Below are 22,689 nucleotides of genomic sequence, written 5' to 3'. Positions count from 1 at the left end.
CGTGCACACGGTGCAGAGTTTTCGCAACAGAATTAACAAAGGTTAATTATTCGTTAACCCGAGACTTCCCCGATCCAGACCCGCCCCCTAGGTTTCCGACAAAAGCATCAAAAAGATGCAACGGGCATTCAGGCAGCAGGTCAGACCATGGCAGAGCTTTTTGTAGCGGCCGCGTCAAATATGGCGCCGCCGTTTGATTTCAATGACTTCGACTTTACCAAAGTGGCTGTTCTCAGCACATCCGAGACCCAGATCGCCGTGCAATACCGCGACTTTGTGCTGGTGTTTCAGGGCAGGTTCACCTTTGACGAGACCGGCAATCTGACTGCGGACAGCCCGCTCAACAGCTTTGCCCTGTTCCACCACCAGACCCTGATCCTGTCAGTCAGCGGCTTCAGCCTGCCCTCGCAGATGATTGCCACCAGTGACCTTCATTCGCTGCTGGCACTGGCGCTGGCGGGCGATGACACCATCACCTCGGCCTGGAACGGTGGCGAGCGGATCCTGGGGTTTGGCGGCAACGACACCATTCAGGCAGGCGGCGGCAATGATACCATCATCGGCGGCCCCGGCGAGGATGAGCTGCGACTGGCGGAGGGGATCACCAGCTACAGCTTTGCCTTTGACGACATCGCAGGCGCGCAGCTCACGACGCGGGTCGGACAGGACCTACTGCTCAGCGTGGAGACGGTGCGCCTCGCCACCCAGACCCTGCATATTCAGGAAGGCGGCAGCGCCGACGATATCCTGACCACCCGCAACGCGGCGGAGAGCAACAGCTCCGACATGATCCATGGCCGGGGCGGCAATGACAGCATCACCGGCGGCGCGGGCAAGGATTTCCTGCTGGGCGGCACCGGCGCCGACACCCTGTCGGGCGGGCGCAACAATGATTTCCTCGACGGCGAGCTGGGGGACGATCACCTCTCCGGTGAGACCGGTCACGACAACCTGCGTGGCAGTCTTGGCAATGACACGCTGATCGGCGGCGCTGGCAATGACACCCTGCGTGGCGACAACGAGATTGGCCCGGCCGAAAATGCCAATGACCTGCTGATCGGCGGCAGCGGCCACGACAGCCTTGACGGCAACGCAGGCCACGACACGCTGAGGGCCGGTAGTGGCGCCGACACGCTTGATGGCGGCGACGGCAATGACCGGCTTGACGGTGGCAACGGGCGCGATCTGATCACCGGCGGGACGGGCGACGACAGCCTGACCGGTGGGCGCGGCAATGACACGATGACCGCCGGTACCGGCAGCGACCGGCTCAGCGGCGGCGGTGGCCACGACGTGATGCGCGGCGATGCCGGCGATGATCTCCTGCTGGGCGGGCGCGGGCATGACACGCTGTTTGGCAGCGACGGCGCCGACCGGCTCATCGGTCAGCCCGGCCATGACCGCCTGACCGGCGGCAGCGGTGCCGACAGTTTTGTCTTTGGCCGTGGTTCCGGTCAGGACACCATCACCGATTTCCGCCTTGGCGAGGATGTGATCGAGATCACCCGCGGTGCAACCCGCATCGACCACCTTGGATTTGCACAGCTCGGCGCGGATGTGCGCGTCACCTTCGCCAATGTCTCCCTGCTGGTCGAAGACGTGACCGTCGATCAGCTGATGGATACCGATAACTTCCTGTTCTGATTAGATACCGCTCTCAGAATATGGCTATGGGCGCGCCTTTGCCGGTGCGCCCTCTTTTTCGTGCAGAACTCGGTTGAGCACCGCCCCCTCACTCCAGCATCCAGCGCCCCTTGGGCCAGAAAGCATGATAGGCAAAGGCAAACATCACATCATGGGCCAGATCCGCACCGTTCTGTCCCCGCACCCGCACCGATCCGACGTCGCGCCCCTTGCCCAGCTGCCCGGCATCCAGCGCCGAGGCCTGCCCGGCCCGCCAGCTGAGGACCACCCCCGCCTCGCGGATTTCCCCGGCCTTGGCCAAGCGCGCCAGGGGCCAGGCCCGGTCCCCCACCCGCACCACACGCGCCAGCGGCGCGATACCATGGGGCGGCGGCGCGCCATCATAAAGAAACGGCCAGTTCGACCGGTCATAGCCCTGATAGGGATTGCGGCCATAGCTGCGGTTGTGGCGCGGCTCAGCCATCACCAGACCCTTTGGGTAGGCGGCGCGAAATGCCTGCCAGCTGTCCAGCCAGCTCGGCAGCTGCCGCAGCTCCCGGCCCGTCATTTCGCCCACGATGCCGGTGCCCGTGGCCTGCTGCCACCAGCTCTCGCTCTCGCGGTCATACATCACCATATCGGACTGGCGCAGCTTGCCGGTGACGCCAAAGCTCAGGGTGCGGCCAGCCACCCGCCGGTCAAAGCTCATGGCGGAATTGCACAAGGGACAATAGGTGATCGCAACCGGCGTGCCACCGACCCGGTCATTGACGATTTCATGCCAGATCAGATAGCGCAGCGGATAGGCCCGCGCCGCCTGCCCCGGCAGATCCAGCACCACCACCGGTTCGGCGGGACTCAGCCCCGTCACCTGCGCCGCCGGGTGAAACGCCGGATCGCTCAGCGCCGGAATGCCATCCTTTGGCGGACCGCCGGATTTGATCTCATCCCAGCTGGCCACGGCGGAGCGGCTGAAATCGGTCTGCGGCCACTCCCGCGCCCATTGCGCCGGATCAGCCGCCGCAACAGCGCCCAGCATCACCAGCAAAGCCGCTAGCACAGCGCCGACCGTCCCGGCGCGCAGCGGATCCCGTTTCCCTATCGCCAGCCGTGACATCTCTGCGCTCCCCCTTGACCTGCGACCAGCTTCGCAACTGATCTTGAGGCGCACAGCCTGCCGCAAAATCCCTTCACATGCACCGCACAAGCCCGTGACAGGCGCGCGTATCCCAAGCTGAAACAGCAAACGGCCCGCACCACGCAGGGTACGGGCCGTTGCAATATATATCAGGTCAATCCGGCAGGCCGGATCGCAGGATCACTCGGTCACTGTGACGGTTTTCATCACATCGGGCTGGCCGACAACGGCGCCGTTCTGACTGCTGCTGCCGCGCTTGATCGCGTCAACCACATCCATGCCCTCGGTCACCTTGCCCACAATGGTGTACTGACCATTGAGGAAATGCCCCGGCGCAAACATGATGAAGAACTGCGAATTGGCGCTGTCGGGATCCTGTGAGCGGGCCATGCCGACCACACCGCGATCGAACTCCAGATCGGAGAATTCGGCCGGCAGGTCCGAGCGCTCGGAACCGCCCATGCCTGCGCGGCGCATATCGCCACCCAGCTTGCCGAATTCCACATCACCGGTCTGCGCCATAAAGCCTTCGATCACACGGTGAAACACCACGCCATCATATTTGCCCTCGGCTGCCAGCGCGGTGATCTGCTCGACATGTTTGGGGGCCACATCCTCGAACAGGTCGATCTTGATGGTGCCATTGGCGCCCTCGCCCTCGACCGCGATCTCCAGACCGCTGGCCAGCGCAGGCCCCGCCATCAGCGCAAATACCGCTGCCAGCTTATACATCGGCTGCCACCTTGACGCTGATCATGCGGTCGGGGTTCGCAGGCGGCTCGCCACGGGTGATCGCATCGACATGTTCCATACCTTCGATCACGCGGCCATAGACCGTGTACTGACCGTTCAGGAAATGGTTGTCCTTGAAGTTGATGAAGAACTGCGAATTGGCCGAATCCGGATTGGCGGAGCGCGCCGCGCCCAGCGTGCCACGGTCATGCGGCAGCTTGGAGAATTCCGCCGGCACATTCGGCAGGTCAGAGCCGCCGGTGCCTGCCATACGCAGGTTGAACCCGTCTTCCATATCGCCGTGCTGCACGTCGCCGGTCTGCGCCATAAAGCCGTCGATCACCCGGTGAAACGCCACATTGTCATATTCACCGCTACGGGCCAGCTCTTTCATGCGTGCGCTGTGCTGGGGGGCCACATCGGGCAGCAGCTCGATCACCACCTTGCCGTCTTTCAGCTCCATGATGATGGTGTTTTCGGGATCCTTGATCTCGGCCATGTGGCCCTCCTGTGCTTTGCATTCGCCCGATAGTTAAGCCCCGCGCCGCCGATTGCCAAGGGAGCTTTGGTCACGGAGCATTGACTGGGCGGCAAAAAGCCCCGAAACATCGCGCCAACAGCGCCAGCCCGCCTCCGCGCGACTGGCCTCGCACAGCACGACCAACACACGCGACCAACAGAAGGATATGATCATGGGCTGGACCGCACTCGACAAGATGGACCTGGCAGGCAAGCGCGTTCTGGTGCGCGTCGATATCAATGTCCCGGTCGAGGATGGCCGCGTCACCGATGACACCCGCATTCAGCGCGTCGCCCCAACGGTCAAGGATATCCTCGCCAAGGGCGGCACCCCGATTCTGCTGGCCCATTTCGGCCGCCCCAAGGGCAAGGTTGTCGAAGAGATGTCGCTGCGCCCGCTGGTGCCCGCACTTGAGGCCGCGTTCGACGCGCCGGTGACCTTTGCCGCCGATTGTCGCGGCCCCGCTGCCGAGGCGGCGCTGGCGGGCCTGCCCGCAGGTGCCGTGCTGCTGCTGGAAAACACCCGCTTCCACGCGGGCGAGGAGAAGAATGACGCCGCTCTTGCGGCTGAGATGGCCCAGCTGGGCGATATCTATTGCAACGATGCGTTCTCCGCCGCCCACCGCGCCCATGCCTCGACCGAGGCGCTGGCCCGTCTGCTGCCCGCCTGCGCCGGCCGCCTGATGGAGGCCGAGCTGACAGCGCTTGACGCAGCCCTCGGCCAACCCCAGCGCCCGGTCACCGCCGTGGTTGGCGGTGCCAAGGTCTCCACCAAACTGGAACTGCTGGGCAACCTCGTCGGCAAGGTCGACAATCTGGTGATCGGTGGCGGCATGGCCAATACCTTTCTCGCCGCACAGGGCATTGATGTGGGCAAATCGCTTTGCGAGCACGATATGGCCGACACCGCCCGCGAGATCCTGACCAAAGCCGAGGCAGCAGGCTGCAAGATCATCCTGCCCGTCGACGTCGTCGTTGCACGCGAATTCAAGGCCGGGGCCGACAATGAAACCGTCGCCGCCGACGCCTGCCCCGCCGATGCGATGATCCTCGACGCAGGCCCGCAGACTGTCGCGGCCGTCGCCGATACGCTCTCCGCCTCCAAAACGCTGATCTGGAACGGCCCCATGGGCGCCTTTGAAATCGCGCCCTTCGATGCTGCCACCAATGCCGCCGCACAACAGGCCGCCGCGCTGACCAGATCCGGTGCGCTGGTCAGCGTCGCGGGGGGCGGCGATACCGTTGCGGCCCTCAATCAGGCCGGGGCTGCGGCTGATTTCACCTATATCTCCACCGCGGGCGGTGCCTTCCTGGAATGGATGGAGGGCAAGACCCTGCCCGGCGTCGCCGCACTGGAGGGCTGACCCGAATCTGCCACCTGTCGCAGGCCGGAGGCCGGTATCGCCGCCAAAAGGTTAAGATCGCGGAGACCCGCAAGATCCGTTAACCACTTATTAACACCTCGCACCCCTGCCATCCGGTTGGGGTGCGTTTTTGCGTCAGAATGTTCATAATTAACAATTTTCACCTTTCACAAACCATGATGCCTGTGGCAGTATTGTTGCAGACGCCGGGTAAACCGGCGCGAGACTTGAGCAGCAGATCATACAGGCCATCACCGTGACCCGAACCAATCGACCCTCTCTGGGTGCATTCGTCTTTTCCACGATTGCATTCGCGCTGAGCGCATATTTCACCTTCGCTGCCGTGCAGGGGGATTTCGGGTTGTTCAGGCGGGTCGAGATCCAGGCCGAAGTGGAAGCGCTGCGTCAGGATCTCGACCAGCTGAAGCGTGAGACCGCGCAGATGGAGAACCTCACCCACCGGCTGTCCGATGATTACCTCGATCTGGACCTGCTGGATGAACAGGCCCGCTCCGTTCTGGGCCTGCTGCGCTCGGATGAAATCGTCATCCGCTAAACAGCCACCCCGGCGCAGACCGCTCTGAAACATGTGATCGCCCGCAGCCTCGCTCGCGGGCGTTTTGCTGTCCGGCGGGCGCAAGGCTGCGCCGCGCGATGCCAGCCGATACCCCATGCTGCAGGCCAGCCCCCGATCAGCCCTCAGGTCAACGCCCCGGTACACCGCTGAAACACTGGTGAAACACCATCGCCTTTACCCCTTGGTGACGGCACGTCATAATAACACTCGCATGACGTAACAAAATCCATTATGAACTAGTTTAGCATTAAACTATCTAGCCTTAAGGGGGAGCCCGCCACTATGGCTGCGAGAAAAAGTGTCAAGAAACCAAACGTTTCTGCCGAAGAGCTACTCGAGTACTACCGCGAGATGCTGCTGATCCGGCGATTCGAGGAAAAGGCCGGCCAGCTCTATGGCATGGGTCTGATTGGCGGCTTCTGCCATCTCTACATCGGACAGGAAGCGGTTGTTGTCGGCCTTGAGGCCGCCGCCGAAGAGGGCGACAAACGCGTCACCTCCTACCGCGACCACGGCCATATGCTGGCCTGTGGCATGGACCCCAACGGCGTCATGGCCGAGCTGACCGGCCGCGAAGGCGGCTACTCAAAGGGCAAAGGCGGCTCGATGCACATGTTCTCGAAAGAGAAACATTTCTACGGCGGCCACGGCATCGTCGGCGCGCAGGTGCCACTGGGCGCAGGCCTCGCCTTCTCCGACAAATACAAAGGCAACGACCGCGTGACATTCGCCTATTTCGGTGATGGCGCCGCCAACCAGGGTCAGGTCTACGAGACCTACAACATGGCCCAGCTCTGGGATCTGCCGGTCGTCTTCGTGATCGAGAACAACCAATACGCCATGGGCACCTCGGTGCAGCGCTCGACCAAATCCCCCGCCCTGTGGAAACGCGGCGAAGCCTACGGCATCAAGGGCGAGGAAGTGGACGGCATGGATGTGCTGGCCGTGAAAGAGGCCGGCGAACGCGCCGTCGCCCACTGCCGCGCAGGCAAAGGCCCCTATATCCTTGAGGTCAAGACCTACCGCTACCGTGGCCACTCCATGTCCGACCCCGCCAAGTACCGCACCCGCGAAGAGGTGCAGAAAATGCGCGAGGAACGCGATCCCATCGAACAGGTCCGCGACATGCTGCTCACCGGCAAACATGCAAGCGAGGACGACCTCAAGGTGATCGACAAAGAGATCAAGGACATCGTCAACAAATCCGCAGACTTCGCCAAGGAGAGCCCGGAACCGGCGCTCGATGAACTCTGGACCGATATTTATGCGGATGAGCTGCCGCAAGAAACCGCCTGAGGGGACGTAATACGATATGGCAACTGAAATCCTGATGCCCGCCCTGTCGCCGACCATGGAGGAAGGCACCCTGGCCAAATGGCTGGTCAAAGAGGGCGATACAGTAAATTCCGGCGATATTCTGGCCGAGATCGAAACCGACAAGGCGACGATGGAATTCGAAGCCGTTGACGAAGGCGTCATCGGCAAGATCCTGATCGGTGAAGGCACCGAGAACGTAAAGGTCAACAGCCCGATCGCCGTGCTGCTGGAAGAGGGCGAAAGCTACGACCCCGATGCGGCCCCCGCAGCATCCGCGCCCTCCACAAGCGAAGCGCCGGCGGCAGAGGCACCTGCGGCGCCCGCAACCGCCGCCGCTGCTGCCGCAGCCCCCGCCGCACCCGAGGTGGACACCACCCCGGACTGGCCCGAAGGCACCGAAGTGGTGCAGACCACGGTCCGCGAAGCCCTGCGCGACGCCATGGCCGAGGAAATGCGCCGCGACGGCGATGTCTTCCTGATGGGCGAGGAAGTCGCCGAATATCAGGGCGCCTATAAGATCTCGCAGGGTCTGTTGGACGAATTCGGCTCCAAGCGCGTGATCGACACCCCGATCACCGAACATGGTTTTGCCGGCATCGCCACCGGTGCGGCCTTTGGCGGTCTGCGCCCGATTGTGGAGTTCATGACCTTCAACTTCGCCATGCAGGCGATTGACCACATCATCAACTCTGCCGCCAAGACGCTCTATATGTCCGGCGGTCAGATGGGTGCACCGATGGTGTTCCGTGGTCCCAACGGTGCCGCTGCCCGCGTGGGCGCGCAGCACAGCCAGGATTACGCCGCCTGGTACATGCAGATCCCCGGCCTGAAGGTGGCGATGCCCTACTCCGCCTCCGACGCCAAGGGTCTGATGAAAACCGCGATCCGCGACAACAACCCGGTGATCTTCCTCGAGAACGAGATCCTCTACGGCAAATCCTTTGAAGTGCCGAAGCTGGATGATTACACCGTTCCCTTTGGCAAGGCCCGGATCTGGCGGGAAGGCACTGACGTCACCATCGTCTCCTTTGGCATCGGCATGACCTATGCGCTGGAAGCGGCGGAGAAACTGGCCGAGGATGGCATCAGCGCCGAGGTCATCGACCTGCGCACCCTGCGCCCGATGGACACCGGCTCCATCATCAAATCGGTGATGAAGACCAACCGTCTGGTCACCGTCGAGGAAGGCTGGCCGCAGGGCTCTGTTGGCAGCTACATCTCCTCTGTGGTGATGCAGGAGGCCTTTGATTACCTCGATGCCCCGGTGATCACCTGCACCGGCAAGGACGTGCCCATGCCCTATGCCGCCAATCTCGAAAAACACGCGCTGGTCACCACCGATGAGGTGATCGAAGCGGTGAAACAAGTGACCTACCGGTAAGGAGAGACAGCGATGCCCACAGAAATCCTGATGCCCGCCCTCTCTCCCACCATGGAGGAAGGCACCCTTGCCAAATGGCTCGTGAAGGAAGGCGACACCGTCGCCTCCGGCGACCTGCTGGCAGAGATTGAAACCGACAAGGCGACGATGGAATTCGAAGCCGTCGACGAAGGGGTGATTGGCAAGATCCTGATCCCCGAAGGCAGCGAAGGCGTGAAGGTCAACAGCCCCATCGCCGTGCTGCTGGAAGAGGGCGAAAGTGCCGACGACATCGGCGCCACCCCGGCTGCCCCCGCAGCCGCGGCAGACGAGGCCGCCCCGGCGGCGTCCGAGGAAGCCGCCCCGGCCTCTTCCCCGGCGCCGGCAGAGGCCGCCGCTGCGGCAACACCCGCGCCCGCAGCCCCGCAGGGCGCCGATGGCAACCGCATCTTTGCATCGCCCCTGGCGCGCCGTATCGCGGCTGACAAAGGGCTGGATCTGGCCGCCATCTCCGGCTCCGGCCCCCGTGGCCGCATCGTGAAGGCCGATGTGGAAAACGCCAAACCACAGGCCGCCGCCGCCCCGGCAGCAGCCACTCCGGCAGCCGCCGCAGCCCCTGCCGCAGCCGCCGCCCCCACAGGCCCCTCCGCCGATCAGGTCGCCCGCATGTACGAAGGCCGCAGCTATGAGGAGGTCAAACTGGACGGCATGCGCAAAACCATCGCCGCCCGCCTCACCGAGGCCAAGCAGACGGTGCCGCATTTCTACCTGCGCCGCGACATCCAGCTGGATGCGCTGCTGAAGTTCCGCGGCGAGCTGAACAAACAGCTCGAGGGCCGTGGCGTCAAACTCTCGGTCAACGACTTCATCATCAAGGCCTGCGCCCTGGCGCTGCAGGCCGTGCCGGATGCCAATGCCGTCTGGGCCGGTGACCGCGTGCTGAAGATGGAGGCCTCCGATGTGGCGGTCGCGGTCGCGATCGAGGGCGGCCTGTTCACACCCGTTCTGCAGAACAGCGAGACCAAATCACTCTCGACGCTGTCGACGGAGATGAAAGACCTCGCCAAACGCGCCCGCGACCGCAAGCTTGCGCCGCATGAATATCAGGGCGGCAGCTTTGCGATCTCCAACCTCGGCATGTTCGGCATCGACAATTTCGACGCCATCGTGAACCCGCCGCACGCAGGCATCCTTGCCGTCGGCGCAGGGGTGAAGAAACCGGTTGTCGGTGCGGATGGCGAACTGGCCGTGGCCACCGTCATGTCGGTGACCATGTCCGTCGACCACCGCGTAGTCGACGGCGCACTTGGCGCCGAACTACTGAACGCGATCAAGGACAACCTTGAAAACCCGATGATGATGCTGGCCTAAACTGCCACAGGTCAACGGACAAGCAAAAGGAAAGGACCGGCGCAGCGCTCCGGTCCTTTTTTGTGGAGCGGGTGTCTTGTTCCAAAGGCCAGCTTAAGCCTCCCGCGCGCGGGCGCAGCTGGACGATTGCCAGAGACAGCGACGCGCAGAAGCGCCCTTTGCAAACTCGGCCGTTTGAAGCAACCAGGTGAGGTTTTATGCTGCGGCGCGGCCCGCTGTTCCGGTCATTCGCTGCGGCTGCGAGGTGTTGGACCTGGTGAATTCACACACAGCGGGACTTTTCTGCCATTCATTCTTTTTGCTCGAGTGGCTGCTTTTGGAGTGTCCGGTACTTCCCCGGCCTCATTTTAAAACGCGCATTGAAGGCTTCTGAGAAATGGGGGGTGCTTCGGTAGCCGCTTGCTTCCGCGATATCCGGCAAGCTCTTGGAGGAAGACTTCAGCAGGCCGGCGGCGTAGTTCAGCCGGATCCGGGCTGACAGCTCGCCTGGGGTGCAGTCGAACACAGCGCGGGTCAGCCGTGAAAGCGTCCGGCTGGAGGTAGCGATTGCGGCGCAAATCTCGTCCAGGGGCCTTGGGGCTGAGAGGGTCTGCTCGACCAGCTGAATATAGCGGGCGAGCCGCGGGTCGAGACTTTCCAGCGAACCTTTTAGTCCAATGGATGCAGCAAAGGTTTCCGAACGCTCAGGTTTGAGCAGCACATACCGGCGGACGTTCTCGGCAATTGCAGAATCGAAGGTCCGCGACAGCAGCTCAAGCATCAGGTCGGTTACCGCATCTCCGCCGGCACAGGTTGCAACCCGCTGGTCGATCAGGAAGGGCTGGAAGGTGAAACGGGTTTCGGGAAACGCGGTTTCCAGCGCCGGAAGCTGCGCCGGATGTGCCACAGCCCGCCTGCCCGCCAGCAATCCCGCCTGGCCCAAAGCAAAGATACTGGTGCCAAGGCCAATGACCCAGCCGCCATGACGGTGGCACGCCCGCAGGCCCGCGAGCAGGGCCGCGTGGGAGTCTTCTGGCAACAGATCACGGGACGAACAGACAAACACGTAGTCGGCCTGTGGAATGACCGGCCAGCCGTGATCTGCCAGGACCACCGCTCCGCAGGAGCTGCGCACCGGGCCTGGGGCGCCGGCGGCGGTGACCGCCTCAACCTGCACGTTGCTGCCGGTGTCATTGGCCATGCGGATCAAGTCACGCGCGATTCCGTAGCCAAAGAGTGAAAACCCGGAGTGAACGGCAAAGACTGCGAGCTTCTTAGGAGGCATTGGCGGTACTCCATATCATTCTGGCAGGATACCGTACTATCGAAGCCTGCGGCCATGCAAATCTGCTGCCAGACGATGATTGGAGCGGGGGGAACCATGCTGAACATTCTGGGCTGGCAAGGGTATGATGCGGGGCTGAGCAAAGTGTTTGACAGCTTCACCAGCGACACCGGAATTGCGGTTACTTTCCGGGGAGTTCGCAATCAGGATGAGATGCACGCGTCGGCGCAAACCGAAGATTTCGATATCGCCTGCCCGACCACCGACAGGCTGGCCAGCTGGCTTGACAGCGGGCTGATCGCCCCGCTGGATGAGGACCGGGCCGGATACGGGCGGATTGACCCGGCCTTTCATGCCGATGCCCATACGATCATCCGGGGCAAGCGCTATGGCTCACCCAATCTCTGGGGCGGGGCCGGCATCGGGCATCACACAGGTAAGGCGCCGCTTGACGGGGCTGAGGCCAGCCTGATGGCGCTGTTTGACCCTGTTTTTGTCGGGCGCTTGACCCTGCGCGAGGACACGGCCTTTGTCGCTGCCGGGCGGGCGCTGGAAAGTGCCGGCAAGCTGCCGTTCCCGTTTGTCGATTCCTATGCGTTTGAGGAGCGGATGATTGCCAATTACGATGTCATCTGCGCCTTTCTTTGCGGGCATGCAGCCCATATCGCGCGCTTCTGGTTCAGCGAGGAAGAGGGCATTGATGCGTTCCGATCCGGCGGGTGCGTGATCGGCTACAGTTGGGACACGACAATAGCGGCCCTGACGCGGCAGGGAATGCCATTTGCCTTTGCCGCCCCGGCGGAGGGCGCAAACTGCTACCTGCAGAATTTTGTCCTGAGCGCCAGGGCTGACCCGGGCCCCGCGCAGGACTGGATTTCCTGGGTCAACACTCCAAGCGGTTCTGCATTGTATGCCTCAGCCTTTGGGGCCAACCCGGCGGCAAAGGGTGCACGAGAGGTGCTGCCGCCGGAGGATCAGCCGTTCTTTGCGGCCAGCTATCCGGACAACGCCCTGGGTAAGCTTTGGTGGCAGCCCGGGCAACCGTTATGGTTTGTGAAAAACCGTGGCGAATATGCCCGGAAATTCCGTGCGGCAGCCAAGGGATGACAGGCTGGCCGGTGCAAAGGGTTGAGGTAGGGGCGCTGCGTATCACGGTCCTGCCCCTGGGTGAAATCTTCGACGATCTGCGCCGCTGGTTTCCTCCGGGTTCCCTGGCTGTTGCGGGCGGCGAAACACGGCTGCCGGTGAACTGCCTGCATATCGGCGGGCCTGGCATTTCGGTTCTGATCGATGCCTGCGATCCCCGGTGCTACTCGGAAACCGGATCTGCAGGCGGCAGCATCGGGCAACGCCTGGAGGAGGCCGGAATTTCCCCGGGGGGTATCACCCATATCCTTTTGACACATGGGCATCACGACCATTTCTGCGGTGTGGCCGGCCCCGGCAATGAACCTGCCTTCCCAACGGCGCGGCATGTTCTTCCGCCGCAAGACTGGGCCGACGGCACGCTGACACCTGAAGCGCAACGGGCCGATGGCGATGCCGCCGACCCTGCGTCACTTGAAATGCTGTACCGGCGCGGATTGCTGGACCTGGGTGAAAGCGCCGTACCCTTGCCGGAGGAAATCCGCCTGCTCGACGCCCCGGGTGAAACCGCGGGCCATCGCGTGGTGCGTGTTTCCTCGGACGGCGAGGTCCTGTTTTTTCTGGCAGATCTGTTTCATGTGGCGGCCGAAATTGCCGATCCGGGCCTGTGCCCCTGGTGGGCGGATGCGGCCGCGCTGAAGGCAAGCCGCAGCCGGATCATATCCGCCATGCGCCGCGGCAACGCGCGTTTTTTGTGCAGCCACATTTCGGGCGTTCTGTCCCCGGATCTCTTTCCCGATTTCTCAACCAGCCCCTGCGAGACCTCTGCATGACCAAGACAAAGCAACCGAACATCCTGCTGATCATGGCCGATCAGATGACGCCCTTCATGCTTGAGGCATGCGGCGGTACTGGCGCGAGGACGGCAAACATGACCGCGCTGGCCCGGCGTTCGGCCAATTTCACCAATGCCTATACGCCCAGCCCGATCTGCGTGCCCGCGCGGTCCTGTTTCATGACCGGGCTCTACACCTCGACCACCGGCTGTTATGACAATGGCGACCCCTATCACAGTTTCATCCCGACCTTTGCGCATTACCTGACCAATGCCGGGTATGAGACGGTTTTGGCGGGCAAAATGCATTTCATCGGCGCCGATCAGCTGCACGGGTTCCAGCGCCGCCTGAATACGGACGTTTATCCGTCGGGGTTCATCTGGTCCTACCCGCTGCCTCCGGAAAACGATCCGAACTTCAAGGCATTTGACTTCACCCCGCAATACCTGGCCGAAAACATCGGGCCGGGTTGGTCGAAGGAGCTTCAATATGACGAAGAGACCCATTTCAAATCGCTGGAGTTTCTGCGCAACGCCCCGGGCAATCCCTGGCTGCTGACAGTCTCTTTTACCAACCCCCATCCGCCCTACAAGGTCCCCAAGAAGTACTGGGAGAGGTACAAGGATGCAGATATCCCGCTGCCTGACTATCCCGATGACATGGATGCCAGGTATTCTGACTATGATCTCGCTTTGCGCCGCTGGCACGGGCTGCATATCCGGGGCGATGAGATCCGCGATCCGGCAAACCTGATTGCGATGCGCCGCGGCTTTGCCGCCTTGGCCCATTATGTAGACGACAAAATCGGCGAGCTTCTGGAGGTTCTCGAAGACAGCGGCCTGCGCGAAGAAACGATCGTCATCGTCACATCGGATCACGGTGAAGTGCTGGGGGAAAAGGGCATGATCCAGAAAAGGGGCCTATATGAATGGTCCGCCCGGATCCCGATGTTCATAGACATTCCGGGGGCTGAGCCCCGGCAAATCGGCACGCCGGTTTCCTTGCTGGATCTGCCCGCAACCCTGATTGATATCGCCGGGCAGGAACCGGTGCGGCGGCTGGAAGGCCGATCCCTGCTGCCAGCTATTCACGGGGCCGGTCTTGATGTCATTCCAGTGATTTCCGAATACCACGGCGAAGGGATCATGCGCCCCAGCTTTATGGTGCGGCTGGGCGACTGGAAATATCATTACTGCCACGGCTCAGCGCCGCAGCTATACAACCTGGCGCAAGATCCCGGTGAATGGAACAACCTGGCAGGCGATCCCGGTTATACCGAAATCGAAGCTAGGCTGAACCGCGAAATCACCGGCGGCTATTTCGATCTGGAGAAAATCAAATCCGACGTCTGGGACCGGCTTGCCATGAAACAGGTGGTCAATGACGCGATGAAGGCAAACGGCACGGCCTGGGATTATTCAGCGGCCCAGGACGCGGCGTCACAATACGTCCGCACCTGAAACACGGGGCAACCGGCTTTCACGGTCGAAATTCGCAGCAAAATAGCGATGCGGCCATTCGAGCTGATTGCAGCACCGGTAGATATGGGCTCACTACCGACTTGCGGCGATGCGGCGGCAGGGTTGCAGTAGATCTCGTACCACATTCAAGCTACCAGATGACGCCAGCCAGCCCGAAGCGGTCATAGACTTGGTGTGACGCGGCAAGGATGCTGCCGGTGCAAAATTTTCGGGCCATCTCACCAAAGGCGGCCACTCACCGAACCCGGCGAGCTACTGCCAATGCTGCGGACCGCTTCAGGGGGCGCGATGCGCAGATAGTGACCTTTGCAAAGTCTCGGGGGGCTGGCAGTCGGACGGCGATCCCATGCTGCACGAGCAATGAAAGGAGCAGACCTTCGCCGCAGGTGCAGCCACCAACCATCATCGAACGGAAGGGATGCGGACAGAGCCGTCGCTCAGGCCGCAGGGGGCAATGCCCGCGGGCAGCCCAAAGCTGAAATTGAATTTCGCTCAGAGAGTCGAATTCGAGGACCCTGAGTTCATCTGTTACCGGCTTGCCTGCCTCGCGACGTAGAAGCGTTCTTGGCATACATATCTCCATGCCAGATAAACACATATACGGCCGTAACGGACTTGGGGTGGGCCGAAACGGCGCGTCTGGCGCAAGATCCATCTCGGGATTGATGAGGAAACACTGGAGGTCCGCGCTGTCGAGATCACCGGAAGCCACATCGGCGACGCACCTGTGCAGCCCGACCTGCTCAGCCAGATCCCGATGAACGAAGAGATCGGGAGCATCACCGCCGACGGCGCCTACGGCACTCGAAAATGCCATGACGCCATCGCCGACCGCGGCGCTCATGCCGTCATCCCGCCCCGCAAGAACGCCAAGCCATGGAAGACCGTCACCGCTGGAGCCGTGGCTCGCAACGAGGCCCTGCGAGCATCGAAGTATCTGGGCCGCGCTCTGTGGCGACGTTGGAGTGGATACCACCGCCGGAGCCGCGTCGAGACAAAGATGCATTGCGTGAAACTGCTGGGCCAGCGGCTAATGGCACGGGACTTCGACCGCCAGGTCGCAGAACTCCAGGTCCGGATCGCCGTTCTGAACGGCTACACCGCGCTCGGCATACCAATCACAGAACCTGCGGGATAAGTCTGTCGGGGGAAAGGGGAACCTTGGCAATCACCTGTTTTGTGCAACAGAGCCGATTTGAAGTAAACGCAATCCGCCTCAAAGAAATTATCACTGACTAATCCAAAGGTATTCAGTCAGAACTTGAGCACGAAATCGGGAAAATATTGTCCTACACACCGGATCAAGTCGATGCGTTAATCCGACACGTGACGCATGATAACCCTTAGCGTACGATTTCGCCCCTAGCTGCAACCGACCCCTAGTAGAACGAAGACCGCGGGATCGACAGCAGCTTGCACTGTTTCCCGACCGACAAGCCAGAATTGGCTGGTTCGACCATTTTCCGCCTCACTTGCCGATCCACGGTTTGAGCTTTCGTGACAAAAAATCGTTGGCGAGGGCCAGCTTCCCAATCTTGGCATGCAGCTCTTTGACCTGCTCTTCGTTGATCGCGGGGGCTTTCTTGCTGCCACGCTCGAACACACCGGATGCAACTTCCAGCAATGCCCGTTTCCAACCGTGGATCATCGTCGGATGAACGCCAAATTGGCTGGCCAGCTCGGCGACCGTATGCTCCGCCTTCAATGCTTCAAGCGCGACCTTGACCTTAAACTCAGGTGAATGGTTCTTCCGCTTCGACATATCTGATCTCCAATTCGTCGAAGATCAACAGACAGCAAATCGTAGCTTATGTCAGTGTCCGAATTTCGGGGGGGTAGCTCAGTTCCGCAACATTTTTATGATCGGCTATTGCGTTGGCCCTTGGGGCCAAGACATCCTTTGGTTGTCAAACGTGGTGCGGTTACGTGCCATACCCAACGACAAAACTCATATGGAAGGTGGGGCGCTGTCAGGTGCCGCAAGACCACTATGCTGACCAGAACAAAATTCCAATACGAGACGGGCTGACCCGCAAGGCCCTGCGTATTTACGAGGACAAAGGTCTGCTCGAACCGCAGGATGGTGCCAACCGGCAGGCATTGTACCCCCGAAAGGACGTGGACCGGGCGATCCTGATCCGGCTGCTCAGACAGGCGGGCATTTCCGTCGCTCAGATCGAGTCCTACCTGAAACCAACTTCCGCTCATGATCTGTGTGGCGGTGCCGCCGAGATACAGTTACGCGAGTCTCTGGAGAGCGTCGCACGCAACGCCTACAAGGCTTTGGAACAGCTCGAAGTCCTTACCAGCCATGCCGACGCACAATACAGCGATTACGTCACGGAGGCATTTGGGCTTTGGGGGCGCTCGGCGAGCGTGTCCAAGTCGCGCGTTTCCGACTACGTTGCCGACTTCGCCAGTACCTTGGAGAAAGCAGGTGTGCCAAACCGTTATATCGCCGCCCGCTATGAGAACGAACAGGCCGATTGGGTGGACATCACCTGCTACACGGAAACTGTCCCTGGTAACAGCCTTCCGGCCATCGAAGGAAAACGCCTGTTCGTCCCCGAGGACATCTACTTTGCTATGCGAACCACGGGTCTATCGGGCGAGTACAATTACTTTGATTCTTGTTACGCGGTCCTTGGCGGCCGAAAACCTTCAGAACATCGCTCGGGTGCCGCCGGGGTGGCTGTCGAAATTTACACCGACTACCCGCACGACGGGGTACATGGCAAAACCTTTGAAGCCCTCATTCTGAGCTGAACGTTTCCCGCAAGCGAAAAAGCTCTCGCCCCACAGCCGAGCGGGCCGATCCTCTTCTTGCGGACCCTCTGGCAAGTCTTGCCTCCACCTACGGAGAAATTCCGATGACGCACGACATTCACCCCCCTCCACCGCTCTGCCCATCCCACGCGTGATAATGGAGTATGTTGCGCTGATGCGTCCTTCGCATTGGTCCAAGTCACTGATCGCCGTGCCTATCGGGCCGACCTTGATGCTGCTTGATGGTGATGCAAACCGGCTGCTGGCATTGGTCGGAGCCGTGGTGATGTTCAGCCTCGCCTCTGGGGCGGTCTACGTCATCAACGATCTGTCAGACATGGAAAAGGATCGTCTACACCCGACTAAGCGCTATCGTCCGCTGGCCTCTGGAGCCGTCAGTCCGCGTGGCGCAGTCGGCCTGATCACAATGCTTGCGGTCTTGATGATAGGCTTGGCAGTGGCCCTGCCGCCGCTGATCTCCGCGATCGTCAGCCTCTACATCGCCTGCAACCTGACTTACAGTCTACGCCTCAAGAACGTCCCTATCGTGGAGATGCTTCTGGTCGCGACAGGTTTCGCGTTACGGGCTTGCGCAGGATATGTCGCGTTCGAAGCGGTGCCGGACGCCTGGGTAATCGCCACGGTTTTCTCCGGTAGCCTGCTCCTGACTGTGGGAAAACGCCGCGAAGAGATGCAGCGCTTGTCGCGCTCCGCAGAACATCGTCCAGTGCTGGCGCATTACTCCGCGCCGTTGCTGGACGTCTACATGCAGATAGCCGCCGCAGCGGCACTGGGCAGCTTTCTCGCTGCCCTAATGCGGATCGTGAACGCCGCTGATCTCAGGATGTTGTTCTTTGTCAGCCTGCCCTTTGCCATTTACCTGTTCCTACGCTACCTAATGGTGGCCTTGGCTGGGAGCGGAGCGGAAAACCCGACACGCCTGCTGCTATCGGATCGCGCGATGCATTGCGCTTTGATTGCTTGTGCAACCGCTATCGGACTCGCCACAACCTTCGAGAACGCCGATCTTCTCAATGGCATTTTTGCCTTCGAGACGATGGAGAAGCAGTCATGAGGTCCCTGACCCGTTACGCACCGCGAGTGCTCTTGGGCGTACAAGTTGCGCTCACGCTCTTGGCCGTTCTCTGGCTCGTCCGCTTCGTATTCGACAATGCCGCCGATCTCGCGCTAGCGGCGGCCCGGCTGGATGCTCAAACGTTCGCCCTTGCTGCCGGTGCGGCGATTCTCGGACTGATCCCCGGTGCTTGGGCTTGGCAACGGCTTCTGGCGCAAGGGTCGGACCGTTACCCCTGCTCAGGGTCTTCATCGGCACGGCCCTTGCGGCCTGCCTCGCCGCAGCACTGCTCGGATTGCCCGCGTTTGCTGCCTTCATTGCCTAGCCAGTTGCGCCCTCCAGCCTCTCCGTTGCGATCCCAGCTGCGGCATTTCTGCTCTGGGCTGCTTTCAGACCAGTATGGCCAGTTTTCCCGGAAATGCTTACCCGGTTGGGCATACCCGCGCCCCGCGACTTTGTGGTGACGGTGATCATAATGGCGTTTGCCTGGACCGTGACCGGGCTGCACCTAGTGGCTTTCGGCACGGTTCTGGATGCCAAGCCACTGTTTCTACTCTCTGCCTTCGCACTTTCCGCCATTGTCGGAATCGTCTTTTCCGTGTTGCCCGGTGCCCTTGGGGGCCGGGATAGTGCGCTCACTGTGATCCTCGCCAGCCAACTCGCGCCGGTTGACGCCATGGCCATCGCCCTGCTCAGCCGCGCGCTGATCGTCTCTGTGGATGTCCTAGGCACCACGGTCGCTGCCCTTGCGCTGTCGCGGGGCGGTCCCTTCCCCCTGTCGAACAGAAAGGCCGCAATGCCATGAAACCCGGACATTTCGATATCTGCGTCGTCCTGAACTATTACACGCCCTATATGTCCGGGCTGACGGAAACCGCGCGGGTCGTTGCTGAAGGACTGGCGGCAAAGGGCTGGCGCGTTGCAGTGGTCTGCACAGACCACGAGACCGACTCCGCCACTCGCCTATCACGCGAAGAGGTTATGCGGGGAGTGCACGTTTTTCGCGCACCTGTCCTGTTCAAGATCGGCCGTGGCCCGGTTAGCCCGGGGTTCATCCCGCTAGTACGGCGTATCGGGAAGCACTCGAAGTCCCTGCACCTGCATCTGCCGATGCTCGAGGCCGGGGCTATTGCCGCCCTTGCGCCTGACATCCCGCTGGTCTCGACTTATCACATCGACCTCTGGCTTGCGCCTAGCCTGACCAGCCGCCTGCAAATTGCCGCCGTCAACCGATCCGCTCGGAGCGCCATCCGGCGGGGGGATCACGTGGTGGTTAATTCCGACGATCAGGCGCGTCATTCGCTTCTGTGGGACGACATCTCCCAAAGCGCCTGGTCTTCCATTCCCGCGCCCTGTCTCGACCCGCGCGGGGGACAGCCAGTTATGCGAGATAGTCCTGGGCATCACACTGGGTTCTTGGACCGGATCGTGCCTGACAAAGGCATCGAATACCTCATCCGTGCCTTCCTGCGCGCCGCCGCACCTCAGGACCGGCTTCTGCTGGGGGGCGAGTACGATACCGTTGCTGGTGGATCGAACATCGCTGAGCTGCGCGCCATCGCGGACGGCGATCCACGCGTGCGGTTCCTAGGCGCTTTGGAACGCAGTAAGACAAGGGACTTCTATGCTTCGATTGATACTTTCGCACTGACCTCCGTGGCCGAGTCCTTTGGTATCGTTCAGGCCGAGGCGATGATGTGTGGCCTGCCGGTGGTCGGATCCGACCTCCCCGGCGGTCGGGTGCCATAGGTAGAGACCGGCTTTGGCATCCTAACCCAACCCCGCAACGTGGAGGCAATTGCCGATGCGCTCATCAAGCTGCGGAACTTCCCAGGGCCGGAGAGGCAGCGCCTCGCGAAACTGGCGCAAGATCTCTATGGCGCGGACGGCTGCGTCCGCAGGTACGCAGATCTTATCGTCGACCTTATTGAGGCGCGCTCGGTGACGCAGCGGCACAGCCTCTCTCAACCCGCAACCTCCAGAAACTGATCAGCAGAAAAGTGAAATCGCCATGAAAATCACCATCACCGGAGGTGCAGGCGTCCTCGGCCGCAACCTTGTTGCCCGCCTGACGAACGAGGGTCATGATGTGACCAGCCTCGACCTCTCCCAAATGTCGGAGACGCCCGGTTGCACGCAGATCATCGGAGACATTCGTTACCCTGTCACCGTGGCGCGCGCCGTGACCGGGGCGGATGTGGTCATTCATGCCGCCGCCGCCCTGCCGAGCTACAAACCCGCCGACATCCGCTCCATTTCCGTCGGCGGGACCGAAGTAGTCATGGCGGCCTGCCACAGCGCGTGCATTGAACGGGTGATCCATATCTCCTCCTCCGCCGTGTACGGTCTGCCGGACATCGTGCCGACGCCGGAAGATCACCCCCGGCAGCGTGTCGATCCCTACAATTGCGCCAAGATCGACGCGGAGTTGGTCTGCGAAGGCTACCGCGACCAGGGCATGGTTCTGCCGATCCTGCGGCCCAAAACCTTCCTCGGGCCGCACCGTCTCGGCAACTTTGCCATGCTCTTCGAGTGGGCCGACGAAGGGCGGCACTTCCCGTTGATCGGAGGCGGCCACTATTGTAGCCAGATGCTCGACGTGGAAGATCTCGTGAATGCGGTCGAAGCCGTAATGACCTTGCCAGATGCCGCAGTCAACGGTGCCTTCAATGTAGCTGCGACCGACTTCACCACCCTGCACGACGATTTTCAGGCCGTGCTGGATGCGGCGGGACACGGCAAGCGCGTCATCGCACTGCCCGTCGCCCCGGCCATCGCGGTGTTGCGCGCGCTGGAAGTTAGCGGCTTGTCACCGGTGTACAAGCGTCTGATTTACAAGCTCAGCCGCGATGCCTATGTGGCCACGACCAGGGCCGAAGAGGTGCTGGGCTTGCGCCCGCGCGTGTCCAACCGCGAAGCCATCGTGCGGACCTTCCGATGGTGGCAGTCGCAGCGGCCCGCCAATGCCAGACAACGCGGCGCGACCGGTCGCACCAGCCGCGAACCTTGGAAGCAGGGCGCGCTTGGTCTTGCCAAGGTCATCTTCTGACGCATTGCCACTCGGATCGGAGATCCTGCCATGTCCCGTTTTATCTTGTTCCTTGCCGGTCTCTGGCTGGTACTTGCTGCGGCGCACGAGATATTCACCGGGCGTGCCTGGGTCTGGGTTATACCCGGCGTCTCGCCGCCACTTATGTTTGCCGCTCTGCCCGTGCTGTTTCTCGCCGTCGCGCCCTTCCTGAAACGTCATCGCGCCGCCGTCGCGGGGCTGGCCATTGTCACCTTCACGGTGTCGCTACCCTCCACCGGGTTTAACTTCGCAGCGCTATGGCACGCGCCCGCCCCCCGCTCCGAAGGGCTGCCGATCAAGGTCGTGCAGCTCAATACCGACTACTGGGGACAAATGCGGGACGGTACCCTTACCGATCCGCGCGACAAGGACGCTATGCTCGCTTACCTACGTGCGCTCGATGCCGACGTCTACCTGCTCCAGGAGCACATGACGCGAGTTGGCGATACCGCGCCGCCGGTCACCGATCTGTCCGACGTAGCGGAGATCTTCCCGGAATACGAAGCGCGCACCGCCGGGACCCTACTGACGCTCAGCCGCCTGCCGATCAAGGCGCATAAGATTGTCACCTCCGATGCGCGGCGCATTCTACAACTGCCACCGCCGCCCTACGTGCTCAAGGTCGATGTCGAGCTCGAAGGCGCGGTCGTGTCAACCTACAACGTCCACATGCCGATCCAGATCATCATCGAGCAGGATTGGTTCTCGGCCGCGTTCTACAACGAGATCAAGCGTCGGCACGCCATCAGGCAGCAAGAATTCGCGGCGCTCACCGCCGATGTGCGCAGCAATCCGAAGCCACTGGTGATTGCCGGCGACTTCAACACCTCGCCTGCCATAGGCGACAACCGGAAGCTTTTGAAAGCCACGCGAGACGCGGTCAGCTACACCTCTATCGTCTACCCCGCAACATGGCGCGTTGGTGGGCAGCTGCCAAAGCTTTGGCGCAACGACTGGTTTCTTGTGGGCAATGCCATAAAGGTCGCGGATTTCTGGCAGCTCGATCCGGAAGGCAACTCCGATCACCTCGGACAGGCGGTCAACCTGCGGGTGACGGCGGCGCGGATAGACGCTCGACCGTTCTCGGTGCTCGAAGGCGAGGAGTGAGCT

General features: G+C 61.7%; 20 protein-coding genes and 1 pseudogene. 16 read left to right on the top strand and 5 right to left on the bottom strand.

Features of this window, described 5'->3' with window-relative positions; translation table 11 throughout:
• Window positions 1-147 precede the first annotated feature (147 nt).
• Window positions 148-1,644, top strand: coding sequence for a calcium-binding protein (locus VWY60_RS06520; RefSeq protein ID WP_416540094.1), 1,497 nt, complete (start codon window positions 148-150; stop codon window positions 1,642-1,644).
• Between the two features lie 88 nt (window positions 1,645-1,732).
• Here the strand turns inward: VWY60_RS06520 and VWY60_RS06515 are convergent, their stop codons facing one another.
• From VWY60_RS06515 to VWY60_RS06505, 3 genes are all read right to left on the bottom strand, one after another.
• Window positions 1,733-2,740: a DUF3179 domain-containing protein gene (locus VWY60_RS06515; RefSeq protein ID WP_416540093.1), complete on the bottom strand. Its 1,008-nt coding sequence runs from the start codon at window positions 2,738-2,740 to the stop codon at window positions 1,733-1,735.
• 201 nt (window positions 2,741-2,941) lie between these two features.
• Window positions 2,942-3,493 (bottom strand): peptidylprolyl isomerase, encoded by a 552-nt coding sequence (locus tag VWY60_RS06510; RefSeq protein ID WP_340545748.1) that lies wholly within the window; start codon window positions 3,491-3,493, stop codon window positions 2,942-2,944.
• Complete coding sequence (locus VWY60_RS06505) at window positions 3,486-3,992, bottom strand: peptidylprolyl isomerase (RefSeq protein ID WP_416540092.1); 507 nt, start codon at window positions 3,990-3,992, stop codon at window positions 3,486-3,488. The genes VWY60_RS06510 and VWY60_RS06505 overlap by 8 nt, the downstream gene beginning before the upstream one ends.
• A 193-nt stretch (window positions 3,993-4,185) precedes the next feature.
• On the opposite strand from VWY60_RS06505, the gene VWY60_RS06500 reads away from it, so the two are divergent.
• The 5 genes from VWY60_RS06500 to VWY60_RS06480 all read left to right on the top strand — a co-directional run bounded on the left by VWY60_RS06500 (window position 4,186) and on the right by VWY60_RS06480 (window position 10,001).
• Entirely contained in the window at window positions 4,186-5,376 is a 1,191-nt protein-coding gene (locus VWY60_RS06500) for a phosphoglycerate kinase (protein ID WP_416538880.1), read from the top strand.
• A 256-nt stretch (window positions 5,377-5,632) separates the two neighbouring features.
• Window positions 5,633-5,932, top strand: coding sequence for an FtsB family cell division protein (locus VWY60_RS06495; RefSeq protein ID WP_340545751.1), 300 nt, complete (start codon window positions 5,633-5,635; stop codon window positions 5,930-5,932).
• A 303-nt stretch (window positions 5,933-6,235) separates the two neighbouring features.
• On the top strand, window positions 6,236-7,249 hold the full coding sequence (gene pdhA / locus VWY60_RS06490; protein WP_340545752.1) for a pyruvate dehydrogenase (acetyl-transferring) E1 component subunit alpha: 1,014 nt from the start codon (window positions 6,236-6,238) through the stop codon (window positions 7,247-7,249).
• Window positions 7,250-7,265: 16 nt separating this feature from the next.
• On the top strand, window positions 7,266-8,651 hold the full coding sequence (locus VWY60_RS06485; RefSeq protein ID WP_340545753.1) for a pyruvate dehydrogenase complex E1 component subunit beta: 1,386 nt from the start codon (window positions 7,266-7,268) through the stop codon (window positions 8,649-8,651).
• Window positions 8,652-8,663: 12 nt separating this feature from the next.
• On the top strand, window positions 8,664-10,001 hold the full coding sequence (locus tag VWY60_RS06480) for a pyruvate dehydrogenase complex dihydrolipoamide acetyltransferase (RefSeq protein ID WP_416540091.1): 1,338 nt from the start codon (window positions 8,664-8,666) through the stop codon (window positions 9,999-10,001).
• A gap of 289 nt (window positions 10,002-10,290) precedes the next feature.
• On the opposite strand, the gene VWY60_RS06475 is transcribed toward VWY60_RS06480, so the two are convergent.
• Entirely contained in the window at window positions 10,291-11,181 is an 891-nt protein-coding gene (locus VWY60_RS06475) for a GlxA family transcriptional regulator (protein ID WP_416540090.1), read from the bottom strand.
• Between the two features lie 180 nt (window positions 11,182-11,361).
• On the opposite strand from VWY60_RS06475, the gene VWY60_RS06470 reads away from it, so the two are divergent.
• The 4 genes and pseudogenes from VWY60_RS06470 to VWY60_RS06455 form a co-directional block, all read left to right on the top strand.
• Window positions 11,362-12,372: a hypothetical protein gene (locus VWY60_RS06470; protein WP_416540089.1), complete on the top strand. Its 1,011-nt coding sequence runs from the start codon at window positions 11,362-11,364 to the stop codon at window positions 12,370-12,372.
• Entirely contained in the window at window positions 12,369-13,184 is an 816-nt protein-coding gene (locus VWY60_RS06465; RefSeq protein WP_416540088.1) for an MBL fold metallo-hydrolase, read from the top strand. The genes VWY60_RS06470 and VWY60_RS06465 overlap by 4 nt, the downstream gene beginning before the upstream one ends.
• Window positions 13,181-14,647, top strand: a complete 1,467-nt coding sequence (locus tag VWY60_RS06460; RefSeq protein WP_416540087.1) for a sulfatase-like hydrolase/transferase — start codon at window positions 13,181-13,183, stop codon at window positions 14,645-14,647. Before VWY60_RS06465 ends, VWY60_RS06460 begins: the two co-directional genes overlap by 4 nt.
• Before the next feature lie 631 nt (window positions 14,648-15,278).
• A pseudogene (locus VWY60_RS06455) lies at window positions 15,279-15,806 on the top strand (IS5 family transposase); the annotation flags it as partial.
• A gap of 330 nt (window positions 15,807-16,136) precedes the next feature.
• Here VWY60_RS06455 and VWY60_RS06450 read toward each other — a convergent pair.
• Window positions 16,137-16,430, bottom strand: coding sequence for a transposase (locus VWY60_RS06450; RefSeq protein ID WP_416540086.1), 294 nt, complete (start codon window positions 16,428-16,430; stop codon window positions 16,137-16,139).
• 212 nt (window positions 16,431-16,642) lie between these two features.
• Here VWY60_RS06450 and VWY60_RS06445 point away from each other — a divergent pair, with 212 nt between their 5' ends.
• The 6 genes from VWY60_RS06445 (at window position 16,643) to VWY60_RS06420 (ending at window position 22,686) form a co-directional block, all read left to right on the top strand.
• Complete coding sequence (locus VWY60_RS06445; RefSeq protein ID WP_416540085.1) at window positions 16,643-17,434, top strand: MerR family transcriptional regulator; 792 nt, start codon at window positions 16,643-16,645, stop codon at window positions 17,432-17,434.
• A gap of 157 nt (window positions 17,435-17,591) precedes the next feature.
• The gene (locus VWY60_RS06440; protein ID WP_416540084.1) at window positions 17,592-18,509 is read left to right on the top strand and encodes a UbiA prenyltransferase family protein; all 918 of its coding nucleotides are present in this window, start codon (window positions 17,592-17,594) and stop codon (window positions 18,507-18,509) included.
• A 475-nt stretch (window positions 18,510-18,984) separates the two neighbouring features.
• Window positions 18,985-19,314: a hypothetical protein gene (locus VWY60_RS06435; RefSeq protein WP_416540083.1), complete on the top strand. Its 330-nt coding sequence runs from the start codon at window positions 18,985-18,987 to the stop codon at window positions 19,312-19,314.
• The gene (locus VWY60_RS06430; protein WP_416540082.1) at window positions 19,311-20,258 is read left to right on the top strand and encodes a glycosyltransferase family 4 protein; all 948 of its coding nucleotides are present in this window, start codon (window positions 19,311-19,313) and stop codon (window positions 20,256-20,258) included. The genes VWY60_RS06435 and VWY60_RS06430 overlap by 4 nt, the downstream gene beginning before the upstream one ends.
• A gap of 262 nt (window positions 20,259-20,520) precedes the next feature.
• On the top strand, window positions 20,521-21,558 hold the full coding sequence (locus VWY60_RS06425; RefSeq protein WP_416540081.1) for an NAD-dependent epimerase/dehydratase family protein: 1,038 nt from the start codon (window positions 20,521-20,523) through the stop codon (window positions 21,556-21,558).
• Between the two features lie 30 nt (window positions 21,559-21,588).
• A complete protein-coding gene (locus tag VWY60_RS06420; protein WP_416540080.1) occupies window positions 21,589-22,686 on the top strand; it encodes an endonuclease/exonuclease/phosphatase family protein in 1,098 nt (365 codons plus the stop codon).
• The last annotated feature ends 3 nt before the right edge of the window (window positions 22,687-22,689 follow it).

The sequence above is a fragment of the Phaeobacter sp. JH20_26 genome, from assembly GCF_048056275.1.
Taxonomy (GTDB): domain Bacteria; phylum Pseudomonadota; class Alphaproteobacteria; order Rhodobacterales; family Rhodobacteraceae; genus Phaeobacter; species Phaeobacter bryozoorum.
This window is presented reverse-complemented; position numbering and strand designations above follow the sequence as displayed.